We start from the raw sequence: 18,452 nt of genomic DNA on the forward strand, positions 1-18,452 counted from the left end.
GCGCACCAGGGAAGCCGGGGCCGTCCTGGCCGCCGGGGAAACCGGGACCGCCGGAGTTGCCCGGACCGCCGGGTGCACCGGGACGGCCGGGACCGTCAGGGAAGCCGGGGCCGCCCGGAGCACCGGGGAAACCGGGGTTGTTCGGGCCGCCGGGCCTGCCGGGACCATGGGGGAAGCCGGGGCCGTCGGGCGCGCCGGGACCGCCGGAGAAGCCGGGGCCGCCAGGGCCGTCGGCCCTGCCCGGAGCGTCGGGGAAGCCAGGACCGCCCGGACCACCGGGCCTTCCCGGGCCGTCGGGGAAGCCAGGACCGCCGGCTCCGCCGGGCCTGCCCGGACCGTCGGAGAAGCCCGGGCCCCCGGGGCCGCCGGGCCTGCCGGGGCCGCCCGGGTTGTCGGAGAAGCGGGGGTCGCCGGGGCCGCCGGGCGCGCCCGGGCCGCCGGGCGTACCGGGGCGCTCGGGGAAGCCGGGGCCGTTCGCTCCGCCGGGAGCGCCGGGGAAGCCGGGGCGTCCCGGAGCACCCGGGCCGCCAGGGGCCCCGGGGCCGTCGGGGAAGCCGGGGGCACCCGGACCGGGCGGGAAGCCGGGGCCGCCGGGACCTCCCGGGCCCGGGGGGTTCGGGTGCGGGTAGCCGTAGGCCGGCGGGGGAGGGGGCGGGCCCGCCGGGGCCGGGTGCGGGTGGCCGTAGGCGGGCGGGGGTCCGGGAGGGCCCGGGGGCGGGGGGACCGGGGGGCCGGGGGGCGGTGGGGGAGGCGGCGGTACGGCACCCGCCGGCGCACCCGGCCCGGTCATGCGGTGGCCGCAGACCTCGCACCAGTCGTCGGAGACCGACTGGTGTCCGTTCGGGCAGGTCGGCATGTCGGTGCTTCCCCCTCTCGTCGTCCGGCCCGGTGGCCGGGCTACCTCTTGACGCGAACGGTCTTGGTGGAACGGGTCTCGAGTGTCATCTCGTCCGCCTCCGCGACCTTCGCCTTCAACCGCACAGTACCCGCCGCCGCGTCGACCACGTCCACCACCTTCGAAAGGAGTTTCGCGGTATCCGCGTTCCCGGAGGCCGCCGCGAGCTGCACCGCGCGGCCCAGTTTCGCGGTCGCTCCGTCCCTATCGCCCGATTTGCGGGCGTCCAGGCCCTGCTGGATGGCGTCGGCGAGCTCGGCCTGGCCGGTGTAGTGGGCGACCTGCGGGTTGATGGCCGTGGCCATCGCCACGTCGTGGGTCCAGACGGCTCGTATCAGTCCTTGGGACACGGGCCGGGCCTCGCCGCCGGCCGGGTCGGGGAGGATCAGGGAGACGCGGGCGGCGAGCATCTCCTGGCCGACGGTGTTCGCCGGGACCCGGACCCGCACGTGGTAGTCGCGGGACTCGTCGCCCCAGGAGCCGGTGGGGTAGTCCCCGGCGCGCGGTCCGGTGTCGGCGCGGCGGCCGGTCAGGTCGGCGACGGCCGGGGCGACCTGCTTGACGAAGACGAGTTCCGCGCCGACCGGGGTCCACAGCCGCAGCGCCACGTCGGCGACGCCCTTGCCCATGACGTTCTCCATCATGGCCGTGAAGTCGGCGGCGAGCCCGGCGGGGTCGGCGACGATGTCGGCGGAGCCGAGCAGCGCGGAGGCGATGCCGGTGACCTCCTTGACCTCCCAGTCGGTGCCGACGCCCCGCGCGTCGCAGGTGAAGCGGCCGGCGCAGGCGTCCAGCGCGGCCCGCAGCGCCTCGGGGCTCTCGTGCTCGTTGCGTCCGTCGGTGAGGAGGACGGCGTGCCGGATGGCGAGGTCCTCGCCGCCGAGGAGCGCGTCGGCGAGCCGCAGCCAGGTGCCGATCGCGGTGCCGCCGTCCGGGGTGAGCCGGGCGAGGGCCTGCTTGGCCTCGGCACGGGTGCGGGGGCCCGCGACGGCGAGCCGCCCGTCGCCGGGGTAGACGGGGGTGGCGACGTGGGTGCCGGCGACGACGGCGAAGGAGGTGCCGTCGCGGAGGGTGTCGACGGCGGCGGCGGTGGCGGCCCGGGCGCCTTCCATCTTGGCCGGCGGGTAGTTCATGGAGCCCGAGCAGTCGACCACGATCACCACGCCGGCGGGGCCGCCCGCGGTGAAGCCCGTCGCCCCGCTGGTGCCGCCGCCGGTCGCGGTGACGGTGACGACGGCGTCGACGTCCCGCCCGCCGTCCGGCAGGTACGCGTTCTGGTAGACGTCCACCGAGAACTGCGGCACGGACGGCTTGGCGAAGTTCGCCATCGGGGTGGGGCTCCTCTGGGGTGGCGGCGGCAGCGGCGGAGGTGACGGGCGGTCAGGAGGAGCCTGCCCCCGCGGGCGGCGGGACGAACGGCAGCAGCGCGACCGTGATGTTGTCGTGTCCGCCGCCGTCGAGGGCGTGGCCGACGAGGGCCCGGGCCGCGGGCAGCGGCCGGAGCGCCGCGTCGGCGGGGAGGACGCGGGCCATGGTCTCGGCGGCCTCCGCGTAGTTCCACAGGCCGTCGGTGCAGACCACGACCACGCCGGGCCGGTCCGGTTTGAACGCGGCGGTGTGCGGCTCCAGTTCGTACGCGTCGGCGCCGAGCCAGCCGGTGATGGCGTGGGCGCGCTCGTCCGCGTACGCCTGCGCCTCGTTCATGAGGCCGGCCTTGACCATCTGGGCGGCCCACGAGTCGTCCTCGGTGAGCCGGGCGGCGGGCGCGGTGCGGTCGTCGGGCACCCAGTAGGCGCGGCTGTCGCCGACCCAGCCGACGACGAGCAGTCCGTCGGCGACGACGGAGCCGACGATGGTGCAGGCGGGGGAGTTGCCGCCGTGGAGGGAGTCGGGGGCGGTGTCGTCGCCGCCGGTGCGGGCCAGGGCGGTGACGGCCTCGGCGGCGGCGACGATCGCCTCGTGCATGGCCTGCTGCGGGTGGGTGCCGCGGGGCAGGGCCTCGCCGAGCACCCGGCCCGCGGTGCGGGCGGCGGCGGCGGACGCCTCGTCGGGACGGTGGGCGGAGGAGACGCCGTCGCAGACGACGGCGACGGCGGCGGGCCGGCCGCCGGGCAGGACGGCCTCGCGGATCGAGAACGAGTCCTCGTTGCGGTGGTGGCGCAGGCCGCGGTCGCTGACGGCGGCGACGGTGGGGAACTCCCGCTCCATGTGGTCCCGTTCGCGGGGCTGGGCGTGTCCGCAGTTCTCGCAGTAGCCGTCCCCGTCGACCCGCCCGGCCCGGCAGGCCACGCAGACCCCTTCGGGGACGTCCCCGGGGGGCACGTCTCCGGCGGCTGCGTCCCCGCCGGGGTCCGCGGTGGGGCCTCCGGCGGGGTCCACCCGGACGGCGGCCCGCGGATCGGGCGCGGCCAGCTCGAAGTCGCCCCCGCCCCGCACGGTCTCCCCGCTCGGCGGCGCGGCGGCCCCACCGGCCGGCCCGGCCGCCGGACCACCGGCGGGCTCCCCGGCCGGCGCGGCCACGGGTCCGGCGGGCGGGGCGGCCGGCCCGTCCGTCCGCACCGGCGCCGCCGGCAGCGCGTGGCCGCCGGAGTCCGTGCCCGGCAGTTCGCCGGGGTGCTGCGTCATGGTCGACAGGGAGCCGGGCTCCCGGGGCGGTGCCTCGGGCCAGACGGGCGCGGCGATCGGCATCGTCGGCCGGTCCTGCCCGGCGGGCTGTTCCACCGTGGCCGACAGGTCGTGGCCGCAGGCCCCGCAGTAGCGGTCCCTCGGGTCGACGGGTTCGCCGCACTCCGGATTCGGACAGGCGGTGAGTCCGTGCGACGGCGGCTGGGGCTTCTGGGACATCCTCACACCCACGTCCGGGGGCGGTAGCGGTTGGCCCGCTCCACCAGTTCGATCCTCTCCTCGCCCCGCTGGGCGAGCCGGGCCAGCACCCGGTAGGCGCGCTCCAGGCCGGAGCGGAGCCCGCCCTCGTCCAGCGCGCTCCCGAGCAGCGGCTGCCCGCCGCCCGGCGCGGCACCGGGACTCCCGGAGAGTACCCAGTCGAGGGCGGTACCGAGCACTTCCGCCGACAACCGCTCCCGGCGCACCGGGTCGAGGCCGAAGCCGCCGAGGGCCGAGACCTGCGCGGCGGCGGCCGTCAGGTCGGCGCCGAGCGGTTCGTTCGGGGGGCGCCGCCGCAGCCGCGCCCGGACGGCCGCGACCCGGGCCGCCGTGTAGTGGATGGACGACTCCGGTACGGATTCGAGCGCGGCGACCGCCCCCGTGCGGTCCCCGGCGGCGAGCCGCACCCGGGCGAGTCCGAAGGCGGCGCTGACGAAGCCGGGGTCGGTCGTCCACACCAGGTGGTAGTACTCGGCGGCGTTGTCGAGCTGGCCCAGCACCTCCGCGCAGACGCCGAGCGCCAGCTTGGGCGCGGGCTCGCCGGGGAAGGCGTCGTAGACCGCGTCGAAGGCGAGGGCCGCGTGCGTCAGGTCGCCGCCCACCAGCGAGGCCACGCCCCGGTGCCACACCACCCGCCAGTCGTCGGTCTCCCACTGCTCCAGGGCGCCGAGCGTCTGCCCGGCGGAGACCAGGTCCCGCAGGTCGAGCTGGGCCCGCAGGGCGCGCAGCCGCAGTTCGGGGGTGTCGGCGGGCGCGGCCCGCAGCGCGCCGAGGAGTTCGGCGGGGGCGGCGGCCGCCAGACCGGCGAGGAAACCGGCGTTGGCGTCCGCCGGGTCCACCCGGGGCACCGGCAGCGCGAGGGCGGTGGCCGCCGCGTCGAGCGGGGCGAGCAGCGCGTCGAGCCGCTGTCCGGCCGGGACGCCCGCCGCGGCGGGGGGCGCGGTGCGCCGGGCCCGGCCGGTGCGGCGGGCGCCCAGCACCGACACGTCGCCGGAGTCCTCGGCGAAGAGCGTGGTGTCGGTGACCCGGACCTCCGGGCCGAAGAGGGTGGAGAGCGCGGGGCGGGGCCGGCCCGACTGGAGCGCGACGACCTCCCGCAGCACGCCGGTCAGCTGCTCCGCCATCTCCTCGGCGGAGGCGAAGCGGCGGGCCGGGTCCGGGTCGGTGGCGCGCACCAGGAAGCGGTAGAACGACTCGTACCGCTGGAAGACCTCGATGTGCTGCGGCTCCGGCAGCGAGTCGGCGAAGACGTTGGTGTAGCCCTGGAAGTCGAAGGTGAGCACGGCGAGCGTGCGGGCCACCGTGTACAGGTCGCTGGCGACGGACGGGCCGACCTCGGCGACCTCGGGGGCCTGGTAGCCGACCGTGCCGTAGATCGCCGACTCGGCGTCGTCCATCCGCCGGACCGCGCCCATGTCGATGAGTTTGAGCTGGTCCTCGGACTGGATCGCGTTGTCCACCTTGAAGTCGCAGTAGAGGAGTTTGCGGCTGTGCAGGTGACCGAGGGCCTCCAGCGCCCCGATGCCGTACGCGCACGCCTGCTCGACCGGCAGCGGGTCGCGCCGGCCCTCCGGGGTGCGCCGGTCGTTGGCGATCTCCTTGAGCGACTTGCCGCCGACGTACTCCATGACGATGTAGCCGTCGAGGGAGCCGGTGCGCGGGTCGAGGTGCTCGACGAAGTTGTAGATGCGGACGATGTTGGAGTGCTCGATCTCGGCGAGGAAGCGGCGCTCGGAGATGGCCGCCGCCATGGCGTCCTGGTCGCCGGTGTCGAGCAGGCCCTTGAGGACCACCCAGCGGTCCGAGACCGCCCGGTCGACGGCGAGGTAGATCCAGCCGAGGCCGCCGTGGGCGAGGCAGCCCGCCACCTCGTACTGCCCGTGCACCACGTCCCCGCCGCGCAGCTTCGGGACGAAGGAGTACGGGTGCCCGCACGAGGTGCAGAAGCCCTCGGTGCGGCCCGGCCGGTCGCCGCGCGAGCGGCCCACCGGCGCCCCGCAGTCCGACCGCGAGCAGAAACGCTTCCGCTCGGGGACCTCGGGGTTCTCCATCACCGCCGCGCGCGGGTCCGGGCGCGGCACCTCCGGGACGGCGACCAGCCCCGCGCCCAGCCGCCCCCGCGTCGACTGCACGCCCGAGGAGCGGGAGCTGCGCACCGACACCGAACGGCCCGTGACCGCCCCGGACAGCGAGCGCGACAGCCGCCCCGACACCGAGCGGCGCGAGGAGGCGGAGCGGGACGAGGCCCGCGAGGACGGCCGCGAGGCGCTGCGCGCCGAGCCCGAGTCGGGCCCCCACGCCGCCGCCTCGGACGGCGTGCCGAAGCCCGCGCCCGTCCCGCCGCCGCGCTTCCCCGGCACCGCCACCCCGGTCGGATTGGCCTGGAGCCGTCCGCTGGGCGCCACCACCGGTGCGAGCCCGCACGTGTCGCAGTACAGCTCGCCGCCGCCCACGTCCTCGTACGCGCCCCCGCAGGTGGGCCGCTGGCAGCCGCCCGCCCCCGTCCGTCCGCTCACCACTGTCGTCCCTCCGTCTGGGCCGGACCGGACAGCAGGTCCGCCACCGCCCGCTGGTAGCGCAGGACGGCCTGCTCCGCCGCCCGCAGGTCGCAGGGCGCGCTCCACAGCATCCGGCGCGCCGCGTCGTACCGCTCCGTGAGGAAGGGGTCGTCCGCCCCGCCGAGCCGGACCGCCTTCGCCCGGTACGCGTCCAGCCGGCCGCGCAGCTCCGCCCGCACCGCGAGCGGCGCCGTCACCGCCGTCAGCGAGTCGCGGGCCCGCAGCAGCTCCTCCTCCGCCTCCCGCTCCAGCGCGTCGAGCAGCGGCGAGAGCCGGTGCCACCGCGCGTGCCTGCGGTGCTCGGCGGCGGCCTGGAGCCGCTCCTGGAGCGCGGTGGACGGCCCGCTCACCGCTGGCACCTCGGACGCGGCGATCTTCGCGAGGACCTCGCCGCGCGCCACCCGGGCCTCGGCGAGGGTCCGGTCCGCCCGGGACAGCACGTCCCGCAGCCTGAGCAGCCGCTCCTCGGAGTCCTGCCGGACCGCGAGGACCGCCTCGATCTCCCGCCGCACGTCCTCCAGGGCGAGCGCCGCCCGGTCGTACCGCGCGGTGTCCGGGCGTCCCCCGCCCGGCGCGGAACTGCCCGCCGCAGGCCGCCAGAACGCCAGCGGATCGCTGATCACCCGCTCCCGCAGCTCCGTCAGCTCGGCCGTGATCGACTCCAGCTCGTCGCCCGCCGGATGCTCCCCGGGCCGCACCCCGACCGAGTGCGCCAGCGAGCGGGTCCGGCCCAGCTCGGCGGCGAGCAGGTCTATCCGCGCGGGCAGCGCCGACCAGACCGCGTCCGCCGTCACCACCACGTCGAGCGAGGCCGCGTACAGCTCGTTCATCCGGCGCACCAGGCCGTCCAGGGTGAACCGCTCGGCGAGCAGCGCCCGTTCGCCGGAGCCGCCCGGCACGTGCACCGACTCGCCGCGCAGCCGTTCGGTCAGCTCGGCCAGCTCCTCCGGCTTCGGCCACGTGCGCCGCGACCGGACCTCCCGGGCCTCCCGCAGCGCCGTCGTGTACGCGTCGAAGCAGGTCCAGAGCACGGTGATGGTCCGCTCGGCCGTCGCCCAGCGCTCCCGGGTGGTGCCGGTGAGCCCGGCGCCTTCGAGGAGCCGCCGCCCGGCGTGGTCCTGGAGCGCGAGGAGCGAGTCCTCGACCGCCTTGTGCTCCGCGCCGAGGCGCGCAAGCGCACGGTCCACCTCGTCCCGGTCCATCACCGGACCGGGGGGTCCCGCGACGCTCATCGCTCTCCTCATCTCCTTCTGCTCGTCCGGCGGGCCGTGCCCGTCCGGCGGTCCCCGCCCGTGCGGCGGTCCCTACTTGTACAGCGGGGCGGGCGGCCCGGCCTTCCCGAGCCCCGCCTCCAGCCAGATCCCGTACGCCTCCTGCCAGGGGCCCCTGCGGTAGTCCTCCAGGACCTTGTTGACCCGGCGCACCAGGTCGTCGTTGCCCAGCTTCGCCGCCACCCCGTAGTACTCCTCGGTGAACGGCTTCCCCTTGAGCTCCACCGCCGGGTCCTGCGCGGCCTGTCCGGCCGCCAGGGCGTTGTCGGTGACGACGGCGTCGACCTCGCCCATCTGGAGCCGGGCCAGGCAGTCCAGCTGGTTCGGCACCGTCAGCAGGTTCCGGTCCGCGGGGGTGCCGTCGCCCTCGTCCCTGAAGACCGCGCCGAAGGACTGCTCCTCCAGCGCCTCGTAGGCCGTGGAGCCCTCGGCGGTGCAGACCCGGCGCCCCTTCAGGGAGGCGTCGTGGCCGGTGACGGGCGAGGTCTTCGGCGCCAGCACCTGCTGCCCGGCCCGGAAGTAGGCGGTGGAGAACGCCACCTGCTTGATCCGCTTGCAGTTGATCGTCATCGTGCGGACCACGAGGTCCACCTTGCCGCTGTCGAGGGCCGCGATCCGCTGGTTGGTGGGCACGGTGCGGAAGACGACCGCGTCCTCGCTGCCCAGCAGGTCCTTCGCGATGGCCCGCGCCAGGGTGATGTCGAAGCCCTCCAGGGTGCCGCTCTCCGGGTCGCGGAAGCCCCAGCGGTAGCTGGACTGGTCGACGCCGACGATCAGCTTGCCCCGCCGCTTGATCGCGGAGACCGCGGGGCCGTCGGCCGTCGAGGGCCGCAGCGACGCCTCCGGGTGCTCGCAGGTGTCGACCTTGACCTGCACGCCGGTGCCCACGCCGGGCCCCGGGCCGAAGGGGCCGGCGGGCGCCTCGGGGGCCGCCGCGTGGGTCAGCGGCAGCAGGGTGAGGGAGGCGGTCAGCGCGCAGGCCGCGCCCATCGCGGCCACGCCGCCCCAGCCCCGCAGCCGCCGGGCCGCCCGGCGCGCCGCCGGCTCGTCGTGTGCCATGCCGCCCCCTCTCACCGGTACTCCGCCAGTCTTCGGTTGATGCCGAGCACCGCGGCCAGCGCGCCGAGCGCGCCCAGCGCCGCCGCGCCCAGTGGCAGTCCGCCGAGCGCGTCCACCGCCCCGCGCGCGGAGCGCGTGAACTCGTCCTGCTCGTGCGCGAGCGCCCGCTCCAGGGCCGCGTCGACCTGGTCGAAGGACCAGCCGGCCGAATCCTTCGGCTCCTCCGCGCCCTTGGGCCCGACGATCAGGTCGAGGGCCGCCCGGTACTCGCCCGCCTCGCCGAGCTCCCGCGCGGCGGCGTGCCGCTCGCGCCACTCGCCGGCCCGTGCGGTGGCCTCGGCCAGCGGGGCCCGGCCCGCCTCGTCGTCGGCGAGCCGGGTGGCCCGGCCGAGCGCGTCGGTCAGCGCGCCCATGCCGGTCTCGTACTCCGCCTCGTACTTGTCGTTCTTCCCGTCCTCGGTGAGCACCGCGCCCCGGGCGACCTGCGTCAGGTTCTCGTTGGCGCGGGCCTTGAGGGAGCTGATCCGGGCCTCGGTGAGGAGCTGGAGCGACTCCTGGCCCTCGCTCTGCGCGGAGCCGAGGCCGGCCCTGGCCACGGTGTGCGCCCCGGCCAGCCACAGCAGCACCACCACGGAGGCGGCGGTGGCGGCGAGCAGGCCCCGGCTGAACACCCGGTTCGTCCGCCGGTACTCCCGGCGCTGCGCCCACACCAGGAGGCCGAGCGCGAGGACCCCGGCGCCGAGCGCCGGGTAGGGCCAGGCGCGGGCGTCCGCGTCGTCCCGGTGCAGCCGGTCGGTCTCCGCCGCGTACAGCCGCTCGGCGGCGGGAAGCAGCCGGGTCGTCATCTCCTGGTTGGCGTACCGCAGATAGGCGCCGCCGAGGGGCAGCCCCTGGCGGTTCGCCGCCCGGGCCCGCTCCATCAGGCCGGTGTAGCGCGGCAGCAGTTCGTTGAGGGCGGTGATCTCGCGGGCGGACTCGCCCGAGCCGTCCGTGTTCGCCGCGGCCTTCACCAGGAGCCGGGAGGCGGTGGCGATGTCCCGGTCGTAGCGGGCGCGGGATTCGGCCGGTTCGAGCGTGCCGGCGAGGAAGCCGGCCGCGGCGGTCGAGTCGGCGTCGGCGAGGGAGCGGTAGATCGCGGCGGCGTCGGCGCTCAGGGGCTGGCTGCGGCCGACGACGTCCTCGGCGGCGGCGGAGCGGTCGGCGGCCTCCAGGCCGGCGACCGTGCCCAGCGCCAGGACGAGCAGGGCGAGGACGGCCCCGAGGATCCGCAGCCGTCCCGGCTCGGTCGTCGCGGCGGTCCGCAGCACCTCGCGCCCGGTGGCCCAGGCCCCCCGCGCGGGCGGCGGAGCGGCGCCGGGGGCGCCGGCGGCGGGCGGGCGCGAGCCCTGCGGCGGCACCGTCGGCCGCGCGGACGCGGGCGCCCCGGCCCGCGCCGCCCCGGCGGGCGCGCTCGGCGGGTGTGTCACGTGACCTCCCCCTCGGTCTCGACGTCGATCGACCCCGGCGAGCAGTATGGCCGCAGGGGACCCGCCCGCACACCGGGAATGACACGATCTTGTGCCTATCGTGCCGCACTCCCGCGGGACTTCCGAGGGCGAACCCCCCTCGCCGCCGCGCCGGGACCTCCCGGTCCCTCCCCGAGCCCTCCCCGAACTCCCCTCGAACACCCCTCACTCTGAATACGACGGATCCCCCGGATCGGTTCCACCCGGGGGATCGCTCGAACAGGTGAACATGCGCGGGGTCAGCCCGCGTAGTGCGCCCGCAGCCGCTCCGCCGCCCCCGGGACCGCGCCCCACTGGTCCAGGGCGAGCAGCCCCGCGCCCAGCACCGGAGGCGCCGTCACGAAGCGGACGACCGCCTTCGGTGCCCGCTCCGCGAGGAGTTCGCGCAGCCGGTCCTCCAGCTGCGGGTGCCGGGCGGCGAGCACGCTGCCGCCGAGGACCACCGGCGCCTCCTCGTCCAGCAGGTCCAGCCGCCGCAGCGCGACCGTCGACAGCGCCACGACCTCCTCGGCCATCCGGTGCACCAGCGACAGCGCCACCGGGTCGCCCTCCGCCGCCACCCGGAAGAGCACCGGGGCCATCTCGTGCCGCCGGGCGTGCGTGATCCGGCCCAGGTGCACGGCCTCGATCAGCGCGTACATGCTGTCCAGGCCGAAGTGCGCGGGCAGCGCGCGGGCCAGCTCCGTCGGCTCGCCCCGGCCGTCCTCCGCGCGCGCCGCGAACCACATGGCCTCGTCGGAGAGTCCGCCGCCCCCGCCCCAGTCCCCGGATATCTTCCCGATCGCCGGGAAGCGGGCGGTCCGCCCGTCCGGGGTCATGCCCACGCAGTTCACGCCCGCGCCGCACACCACCGCGACCCCGCGCGGCTCGTCGAGCCCGGCCCGCAGGATCGCGAAGGTGTCGTTGTGGACCCGTACCGAGCGGCTCAGGTCCCGCGCGTACAGGGCCCGTTCCAGCTCCAGCTCCTCGACCGGCAGGTCGGCGTTGGCCAGACAGGCGGTCACGTGGGCGAAGGCGGGGGGCACGCCCGCGTCGGCGGCCGCCCGCCCCACGATCTCCGCCAGCGCGCCGACCGCCTCGGCCACCCCCACCACCGGGGGCTGGAACCCGCCGCCGCGCGCGGAGCCCAGGACGGTCCCGTCCGCGGCGAGCACCGCCACGTCGGTCTTGCTGTTCCCCGCGTCGACCGCGAGGAGCACGTCGTCCGGGTTCACGCCCACGCCAGGTGCTCCCGGTTGTGGGCGATCAGCCGGTCGGTGAGCTGCTCGGCGTACGCGTACTGGCCGACCAGCGGGTGCGCGAGCAGCGCCTTGAAGACCCGCTCCCGGCCGCCCCGCAGGGCCGCGTCGAGCGCCAGGTCCTCGTAGGCCGTCACGTTCGCGATCAGCCCGGCGTACAGCGGGTCCACCGGCGCGACCGGCAGCGGCACCGCCCCGCCGGGGCCGACCGCCGCCTGCGTCTCGATGACGGCGTCGTCCGGCAGGAACGGCAGCGTGCCGTTGTTGTACGTGTTCACCACCTGGTACGGCGAACCCCCGCCGCCCAGCAGGGACGCCGCCAGGTCCACGGCCGCCTCCGAGTAGAAGGCGCCGCCGCGCTTGGCGAGCAGCTCCGGCTTCTCGTCGAGCGCCGGGTCCCCGTACATCTCCAGGAGTTCCTTCTCCATCGCGGCGACCTCGGCGGCCCGCGACGGCTTGGTGCGCAGCTCCGCCACGACCTCGTCGTGCGCGTAGTAGTAGCGCAGGTAGTACGAGGGGACGACCCCGAACCGGTCCATCACCAGGCGCGGCAGGTGCAGGTCGCCGGCGAGGGCGTCGCCGTGCTCGGCGAGCAGCCGCGGCAGCACGTCCTCGCCGGCCGGGCCGCCGAGCCGCACGCCGGTCTCCCAGGTGAGGTGGTTGAGGCCGACGTGGTCGAGGTGGACCTCGGACGGGGCCACGCCGAGGAGCTTCGCGAACTTCCGCTGGAAGCCGATGGCGACGTTGCACAGGCCGACGGCCTTGTGCCCGGCGTTCAGCAGGGCGCGGGTGACGATGCCGACGGGGTTGGTGAAGTCGATGATCCAGGCGTCCGGGTTGGCGCGCCGGACCCGCTCCGCGATGTCGAGGACGACGGGGACCGTGCGCAGCGCCTTGGCGAGGCCGCCGGCGCCGGTGGTCTCCTGGCCGACGCAGCCGCACTCCAGCGGCCAGGTCTCGTCCTGGTTCCGGGCGGCCTGGCCGCCGACGCGGAGCTGGAGGAGGACGGCGTCGGCCCCCTCGACGGCGGCGTCGAGGTCGGTCGTCGTGGTGATCGCCCCGTCGTGCTCCTGCTTGGCGAAGATCCGCCGGGCGAGGCCGCCGACGAGGTCGAGCCGGTCGGCGGCGGGGTCGACGAGGACGAGTTCGGTGATGGGCAGGGTGTCGCGCAGCCGCGCGAATCCGTCGATCAGTTCGGGGGTGTAGGTGGAACCGCCCCCCACGACAGCGAGCTTCATTCTCGTATCAGCCCTTCACTCCGGTCAGTGTGACTCCCTCGACGAACGCCTTCTGGGCGAAGAAGAACACGAGGATCACGGGGGCCATGACCAGGACGGTCGCGGCCATGGTCAGATTCCAGTCGGTGTGGTGCGCGCCCTTGAAGGACTCCAGGCCGTAACTGAGCGTCCAGGCGCCGGGGTTCTCGGAGGCGTAGATCTGCGGCCCGAAGTAGTCGTTCCAGCAGTAGAAGAACTGGAAGAGGGCGACGGCGGCGATGCCGGGCTTCGCCATCGGCAGCACGATCCGCAGCAGGGTGCGCAGTTCGCCGCAGCCGTCGATGCGGGCCGCCTCGACGTACTCGTCGGGGATGGTGAGGAGGAACTGCCGCAGCAGGAAGACGGCGAAGGCGTCGCCGAAGGCCATCGGGACGATCAGCGGCCACAGCGTGCCCGACAGGTCCATCTGCTTGGCCCAGAACAGGTACATCGGGATGATCACGACCTGCGGCGGCAGCATCATCATCGCGATGACGAGCAGCATCGACAGGTGCCGGCCGCGGAAGCGGAACTTGGCGAGGGCGTACGCCACCGGGACGGACGACACCACGACGAGGAGGGTGCCGAGTCCCGAGTAGAGCAGCGAGTTCCGCCACCAGGTGAGGAAGCCCTCGGTCTCGAAGACCTTGGTGTAGTTCTCCCAGTGCCAGCTGTCCGGGGTCAGGTCCCGGGTGAGCGCCTGCTGGTCGCTCATCAGGGAGGTGAGGAGGACGAAGACGAAGGGCAGCACGAAGAAGAGGGCCGCGGCGACGCCGAGCGCGTGCACGGCGATCCACTGGAGCAGCGCCTTGCGGCGGGCCCGCAGGGCGGCGGGGCTCGTGGCGGAGGGGGCGGTTGCGGTGGTCATGGTTCAGTCCCCCGAGCCGATCAGGCCGCCGCGCCGGCGCATGAGCAGGGCGGTGAAGGCCATGGAGAAGGCGAAGAGCACGAGCGCGATCACACAGGCCGCGCCGTAGTTGAACTGGCTGAAGCCGAGGTTGTAGACGAGCTGCGGCAGGGTGAGCGTGGAGTCGTCCGGGTAGCCGGGGACGAAGACCTCGCCGGAGCCGCCCATCTTCCCCGAGGCGACCTTGGCGGCCACGATCGGCTGCGTGTAGTACTGCATCGCGCTGATGATCCCGGTGACGACGGCGAAGAGGATGATCGGCGAGATGTTCGGCAGCGTGATGTGCCGGAACCGCTGCCAGGGGCCCGCGCCGTCGAGCTGGGCGGCCTCGTACTGCTCCTTCGGCACGTCCAGCAGGGCGGCCATGAAGATGACCATGAGGTCGCCGACGCCCCACACGGCGAGGACGGTGAGGGCCGGCTTGGCCCAGGCGGCGTCGTTGAACCAGGCGGGGGCGGGCAGCCCGGCCGCCTCCAGGAGCGAGTTGACCGGCCCGGTGCCGGGGTTGAGCAGGAAGACGAAGGCGAGGGTCGCCGCCACCGGCGGTGCCAGGTAGGGCAGGTAGAAGAGGGTCCGGAAGACCCCCGCCCCCGACTTGATCTTGGTGATCAGCAGGCCGATGCCGAGGCCGAAGAGGACCCGGCAGCTCACCATGACCACGCAGAGCCAGAGGGTGTTCTGGAGGGCGGGCCAGAACTGGGGGAAGTCGGAGAAGACGTACGCCCAGTTGTCGAGGCCGCGCCACTGCGGCGGGTTGAGGCCGTCGTACCGCATCAGCGAGAAGTAGACGGTGGAGGCCATCGGATAGACGAAGAAGAAGCCGAAGCCGATCAGCCACGGCGACATGAAGGCGAGGGTGCGCAGCGCGTCGCGCCGGCGCTTCGACCGCAGGGTGTTGCGCCCCCGGGCGACGGGGCCGGAGGCGGCCGGGGCGGCCGCCTCCTTCGCGGGCAGGATGTCCGTGCTCATGGGTGGGGTCCGGCCGTCACTTCGCCGCGGCGATGTCGCGGTCGATCTGGGCCGCGGTGTCCGCGAGGCCCTTCTTCAGGTCGGGGACCTGGCCCTTCTCGTACTGCTGGGCGAACTTCTGGAGGGTGTCCTGGTAGGCGGAGCCGTTCACCGCGCCGTCCGAGGTGGTGGACTTCGGGTGGCGGGCGATGTCCAGGAAGGTCTTGAAGCGGGCGTCGAACTTCAGGTCGGGGGACTTCAGGGCGTCCAGGGTGGAGGGGACGTTCCCGATGGCGTTGGCGAAGCCCACCACGGCCTCGGTGTCCGTGGTCATGTACTTGACCAGTTCCCAGGCGGCGTTCTGCTTCTTGCTCTGCGGCGCGATGCCCATGATCGTGCCGGAGAGGTAGCCCTTGCCGTACTCGGCGGCCTCGTCGTCCGCGACGGGCAGCGGCGCGACGCCGACCTCGAAGGGGACCTTGGCCTCCTTGATGAAGTTCAGCCGCCACTCGCCGTCCAGCTGCATGGCGACCTGGCCGGTCTGGAAGGGGTGCTTGGCGCCCCACTCGTCGCCGAAGGTGGTGCGGTACCTGTCGAGCTTCGCGAAGCCGCCGAGCGCGTCCACCAGCGACTTCTGGTACGTCATCATCTCGGCGAAGGCCGGGTCGGTGCCCACCGCGGACTTGCCGTCCTCGCCGAAGTAACCGCCGTGGCCCCACTGCGACATGTAGTGCGAGACGACCGTCTCGTAGCCGAGGTAGGTCGGCATGAAGCCGAGCCGCTCGTACGAGTCGCCCTTCTCCTTCGTCAGCTTCTTCGCGACCGCGGTGAACTCGGACCAGGTCTTCGGCGGGGCCTCGGGGTCGAGCCCGGCCTTCCGGAAGGCGTCCTTGTTGTAGTAGAGGCCGTACGCGTCGGAGAGCAGCGGCAGGGTGCAGCGCTTGCCCTCGAACTGGGTGTAGTCCTGGAGGACCTTCGGGAAGGTCTTGTCGAGGTCCAGCCCGTCCTTCTCGATGAAGGGCTTCAGGTCCGCGAGGGCGCCCGTGTGGCAGAACTTGCCGACGTTGGCGGTGGTGAACGAGGCGACCACGTCGGGGCCGTTGGAGCCGCCCGCGCGCAGCGCCTGGCCGAGCTTGTCGTCGTTGATGTTGCCGACGATCTTCACCTTGATGTTCGGGTGGGCCTTGGTGAAGCGGGCGACGTTCTCCTCGATCGCCTTGACCTCGGAGGGGGCCGTCCAGCCGTGCCAGAAGGTGAGGGTGGTCTCCGCCTTCGGGTCGTCCGCCGCCGCGTTGTTCGCGGAGCCGGTACAGGCGGAGGCGAAGAGGGCGATCGAGGCGGTGGCGGCGAGCGCGGCGGCGCTCCTGCGGGTGCGTGCGGGCATGGCGGGGTCTCCCTGGAGGGTGGGACGTGGCGGGGGCCGGTCCCGGGCGAGGAGGTGCCCGGGACCGTCGTACGGGGGACGGGGACGGGTCAGCGCGAGGTGTCGAAGACCTCGTCGCGGGTGGTGGCCAGCGCGCTCTCCAGCGCGCCGCGCAGCACGGGTTCACGGGGGACGGAGGTGAGGACGAGGCGCGGCCGGGAGGCCGCGAGGTCGGCGAGCTCGGCCTGGACGCGGGCCCGCAGGGGTTCGCCGCCGGCGACGAGGACGTCTCCGGACAGCACGACCAGAGCGGGGTCGAGGACGGCGACGAGCGAGGCGAGACCGGTGGCGAGCCGCTCGGCGTAGCGGTCGAGCAGCTCCGCGTGCGGGCCCTCGCCGGGGGACGCGGCGGCCCGGGCGAGCAGCCCGCACGCCACCTCCACATAGGGGTGGTCGGGGGTGTCGAGGCCGGCCGCGCGGGCGATCCGGGGCACCGACTGGACGCCGGCGAGCTCCTGGAAGCCGCCGGAGTTGGCCTTGGCGACCTGGCGGACCAGCGGGGTGCCGGGGACCGGCAGGAAGCCGACCTCGCCGGCGCCGCCGGTGAAGCCCCGGTGCAGCCGGCCGCCGAGGACGAGGGCGGCGCCGAGGCCCTCCTCGTTCCACAGCAGGACGAAGTCCTCGTGGCCGCGGGCCGCGCCGACCGCCCGCTCCGCGACGGCCACCAGATTGACGTCGTTCTCGTACTCGAAGGGCATCGGCAGGGCCGCGGCCAGCTCCTCCAGGAGGGTGGGGGAGTGCCAGCCGGGCAGGTGGGAGGCGTAGCGGAGGCGCCCGGTGGCCGGGTCGAAGGCGCCGGGGGTGCCGATGACCAGGCGGCGGACGTCGCCGGGGGCGAGCCCGGCGGCCGCGACGGCCCCGTCGAGGGCCTCCGTGACCTGCCGGACCACGCCCGCTCCCGTACGGCCCTCGGTGCGGAGCTCGTACTCGCCGGCGACGGCGCCGGTGATGTCGGCGACGGCGGCGCGGATGCGGTGCTGGTTGACGTCGAGTCCGGCGGCGTGTCCGGCGCGCGGGTTCAGCGCGTACAGCTGGGCGCTGGGTCCGGGGCGGCCCGCGGTGGTGCCGGTGGCGACGACGAGCCCGGCGGCTTCGAGGCGGGCGAGGAGCTGGGAGGCGGTCGGCTTGGACAGGCCGGTGAGCTTGCCGATCCGGGTCCGCGAGAGGGGGCCGTGCTCCAGGAGCAGGTCGAGCGCGGCGCGGTCGTTCATGGCCCGCAGGACGCGCGGGGTGCCAGGGGTGCCCTGGATGCCTGCCATACCGCTCTCCTCGTCGCGCCGTGGCGCTCTCCACACTGTTAGGAAAGTTTCCTATCCGGTGGGAGGACGGTAGGACGGGCGTTGCCGGGCGTCAATACCCGCAGACGCACGACACCCCCGACGGCAACCGAAGCGTTACCGGCGGGGGTGTCCGAGGGCTTGCGGGTCAGGGCTTGGAGAGGTCCGACCGCGGCAGCGGGGTGGCCGCCGCCGACTGCGGCGAGGCGGCGTTCGAGAACACCGAGGGCGCCGCCATGCCCGCCGTCGGATCGGCCGGCGCGTCCTCCGCCGCCTGCGGGGGCAGCCCGCCCACGATCCGGATGCCGGCCTCGTCCAGACCGCGCTTGATCCGCCACCGCAGCTCGCGCTCGACGCCCAGCTTCTTGCCCGGCATCGTCTTCGCCGAGACCCGGACCGTCATCGAGTCCAGGAGCACCTCGGTCAGACCGAGCACCTCCACCGGACCCCACAGCCGCTCGTTCCACGGCTCGTCCTTGGCCATCGCCTCGCCCGCCGCCGCGATCACCGACTGCACCCGGTCCAGGTCCTCCGTCGGCCGGACCGTCACGTCGACCGCCGCCGTCGCCCAGCCCTGGCTGAGGTTCCCTATCCGCTTGATCTCGCCGTTGCGCACGTACCAGATCTCGCCGTCGACCCCGCGCAGCTTCGTCACCCGCAGCCCCACCTCGACGACCTCGCCGGAGGCCACGCCCGCGTCGACCGAGTCACCGACGCCGTACTGGTCCTCCAGGATCATGAAGACGCCGGACAGGAAGTCCGTCACCAGGTTCCGCGCGCCGAAGCCGATCGCCACGCCGGCCACACCGGCCGAGGCGAGCAGCGGCGCCAGGTCGATGGCGAAGGCGCCGAGCACCATCAGCCCGGCGGTGCCCAGGATCAGGAACGACGCCACCGACCGCAGCACCGAGCCGATCGCCTCGGACCGCTGCCTCCTGCGCTCGGCGTTGACGAGCAGTCCGCCGAGCGCCGTCCCCTCCACCGCCTGGGCGGAGCGGTTCATCCGCTCGATCAGCTTCGTCAGGGCGCGCCGGACGGCCCACCGCAGCATCAGGGCGACGATCACGATCAGCAGGATGCGCAGACCGGTGTTCAGCCAGGTGGACCAGTTCTCCTCCACCCAGCTCGCCGCGTTGGTGGCCTTCTCCGCCGCCTCGTCCAGAGACACCGGGATGGGCTCGGGCTCGGTGGCGGCCGCCAGGACGGACCAGGACACGGGACAACCTCCAGGC

At 74.9% G+C, this 18,452-nt stretch carries 13 protein-coding genes; all 13 read right to left on the bottom strand.

Annotation, left to right across the window (positions count from 1 at the left end; translation table 11 throughout):
* Positions 1 to 897 precede the first annotated feature (897 nt).
* The 13 genes from IE326_RS17290 to IE326_RS17350 all read right to left on the bottom strand — a co-directional run bounded on the left by IE326_RS17290 (position 898) and on the right by IE326_RS17350 (position 18,436).
* The gene (locus IE326_RS17290) at positions 898 to 2,223 is read right to left on the bottom strand and encodes a vWA domain-containing protein (protein WP_190041962.1); all 1,326 of its coding nucleotides are present in this window, start codon (positions 2,221 to 2,223) and stop codon (positions 898 to 900) included.
* A gap of 52 nt (positions 2,224 to 2,275) precedes the next feature.
* Positions 2,276 to 3,739, bottom strand: a complete 1,464-nt coding sequence (locus IE326_RS17295; RefSeq protein WP_190041963.1) for a PP2C family protein-serine/threonine phosphatase — start codon at positions 3,737 to 3,739, stop codon at positions 2,276 to 2,278.
* Between the two features lie 2 nt (positions 3,740 to 3,741).
* A complete protein-coding gene (locus IE326_RS17300; RefSeq protein ID WP_190041964.1) occupies positions 3,742 to 6,294 on the bottom strand; it encodes a serine/threonine-protein kinase in 2,553 nt (850 codons plus the stop codon).
* The gene (locus IE326_RS17305) at positions 6,291 to 7,568 is read right to left on the bottom strand and encodes a coiled-coil domain-containing protein (RefSeq protein ID WP_150228230.1); all 1,278 of its coding nucleotides are present in this window, start codon (positions 7,566 to 7,568) and stop codon (positions 6,291 to 6,293) included. Before IE326_RS17305 ends, IE326_RS17300 begins: the two co-directional genes overlap by 4 nt.
* A 72-nt stretch (positions 7,569 to 7,640) precedes the next feature.
* Positions 7,641 to 8,666 carry a glutamate ABC transporter substrate-binding protein gene (locus IE326_RS17310; protein WP_190041965.1) on the bottom strand — a complete coding sequence of 342 codons (1,026 nt, stop codon included), beginning with the start codon at positions 8,664 to 8,666 and terminating at the stop codon, positions 7,641 to 7,643.
* An 11-nt stretch (positions 8,667 to 8,677) separates the two neighbouring features.
* Entirely contained in the window at positions 8,678 to 10,132 is a 1,455-nt protein-coding gene (locus tag IE326_RS17315; RefSeq protein WP_190041966.1) for a GlnX family signal transduction membrane protein, read from the bottom strand.
* Positions 10,133 to 10,410: 278 nt separating this feature from the next.
* Positions 10,411 to 11,391: an N-acetylglucosamine kinase gene (locus IE326_RS17320; protein ID WP_190041967.1), complete on the bottom strand. Its 981-nt coding sequence runs from the start codon at positions 11,389 to 11,391 to the stop codon at positions 10,411 to 10,413.
* Positions 11,382 to 12,647 (bottom strand): 6-phospho-beta-glucosidase, encoded by a 1,266-nt coding sequence (locus IE326_RS17325; protein WP_190041968.1) that lies wholly within the window; start codon positions 12,645 to 12,647, stop codon positions 11,382 to 11,384. Before IE326_RS17325 ends, IE326_RS17320 begins: the two co-directional genes overlap by 10 nt.
* 7 nt (positions 12,648 to 12,654) lie before the next feature.
* Positions 12,655 to 13,533, bottom strand: coding sequence for a carbohydrate ABC transporter permease (locus IE326_RS17330; protein ID WP_150228225.1), 879 nt, complete (start codon positions 13,531 to 13,533; stop codon positions 12,655 to 12,657).
* A gap of 3 nt (positions 13,534 to 13,536) precedes the next feature.
* Complete coding sequence (locus IE326_RS17335; protein WP_150228224.1) at positions 13,537 to 14,541, bottom strand: carbohydrate ABC transporter permease; 1,005 nt, start codon at positions 14,539 to 14,541, stop codon at positions 13,537 to 13,539.
* A 16-nt stretch (positions 14,542 to 14,557) separates the two neighbouring features.
* Positions 14,558 to 15,904 (bottom strand): ABC transporter substrate-binding protein, encoded by a 1,347-nt coding sequence (locus tag IE326_RS17340; RefSeq protein ID WP_150228223.1) that lies wholly within the window; start codon positions 15,902 to 15,904, stop codon positions 14,558 to 14,560.
* Positions 15,905 to 15,993: 89 nt separating this feature from the next.
* Entirely contained in the window at positions 15,994 to 17,202 is a 1,209-nt protein-coding gene (locus IE326_RS17345) for an ROK family transcriptional regulator (RefSeq protein ID WP_150228222.1), read from the bottom strand.
* Positions 17,203 to 17,368: 166 nt separating this feature from the next.
* Positions 17,369 to 18,436, bottom strand: a complete 1,068-nt coding sequence (locus tag IE326_RS17350; RefSeq protein WP_190041969.1) for a mechanosensitive ion channel family protein — start codon at positions 18,434 to 18,436, stop codon at positions 17,369 to 17,371.
* Positions 18,437 to 18,452 lie beyond the last annotated feature (16 nt).

It is taken from the genome of Streptomyces filamentosus (genome assembly GCF_014654895.1).
Lineage (GTDB): Bacteria > Actinomycetota > Actinomycetes > Streptomycetales > Streptomycetaceae > Streptomyces > Streptomyces filamentosus.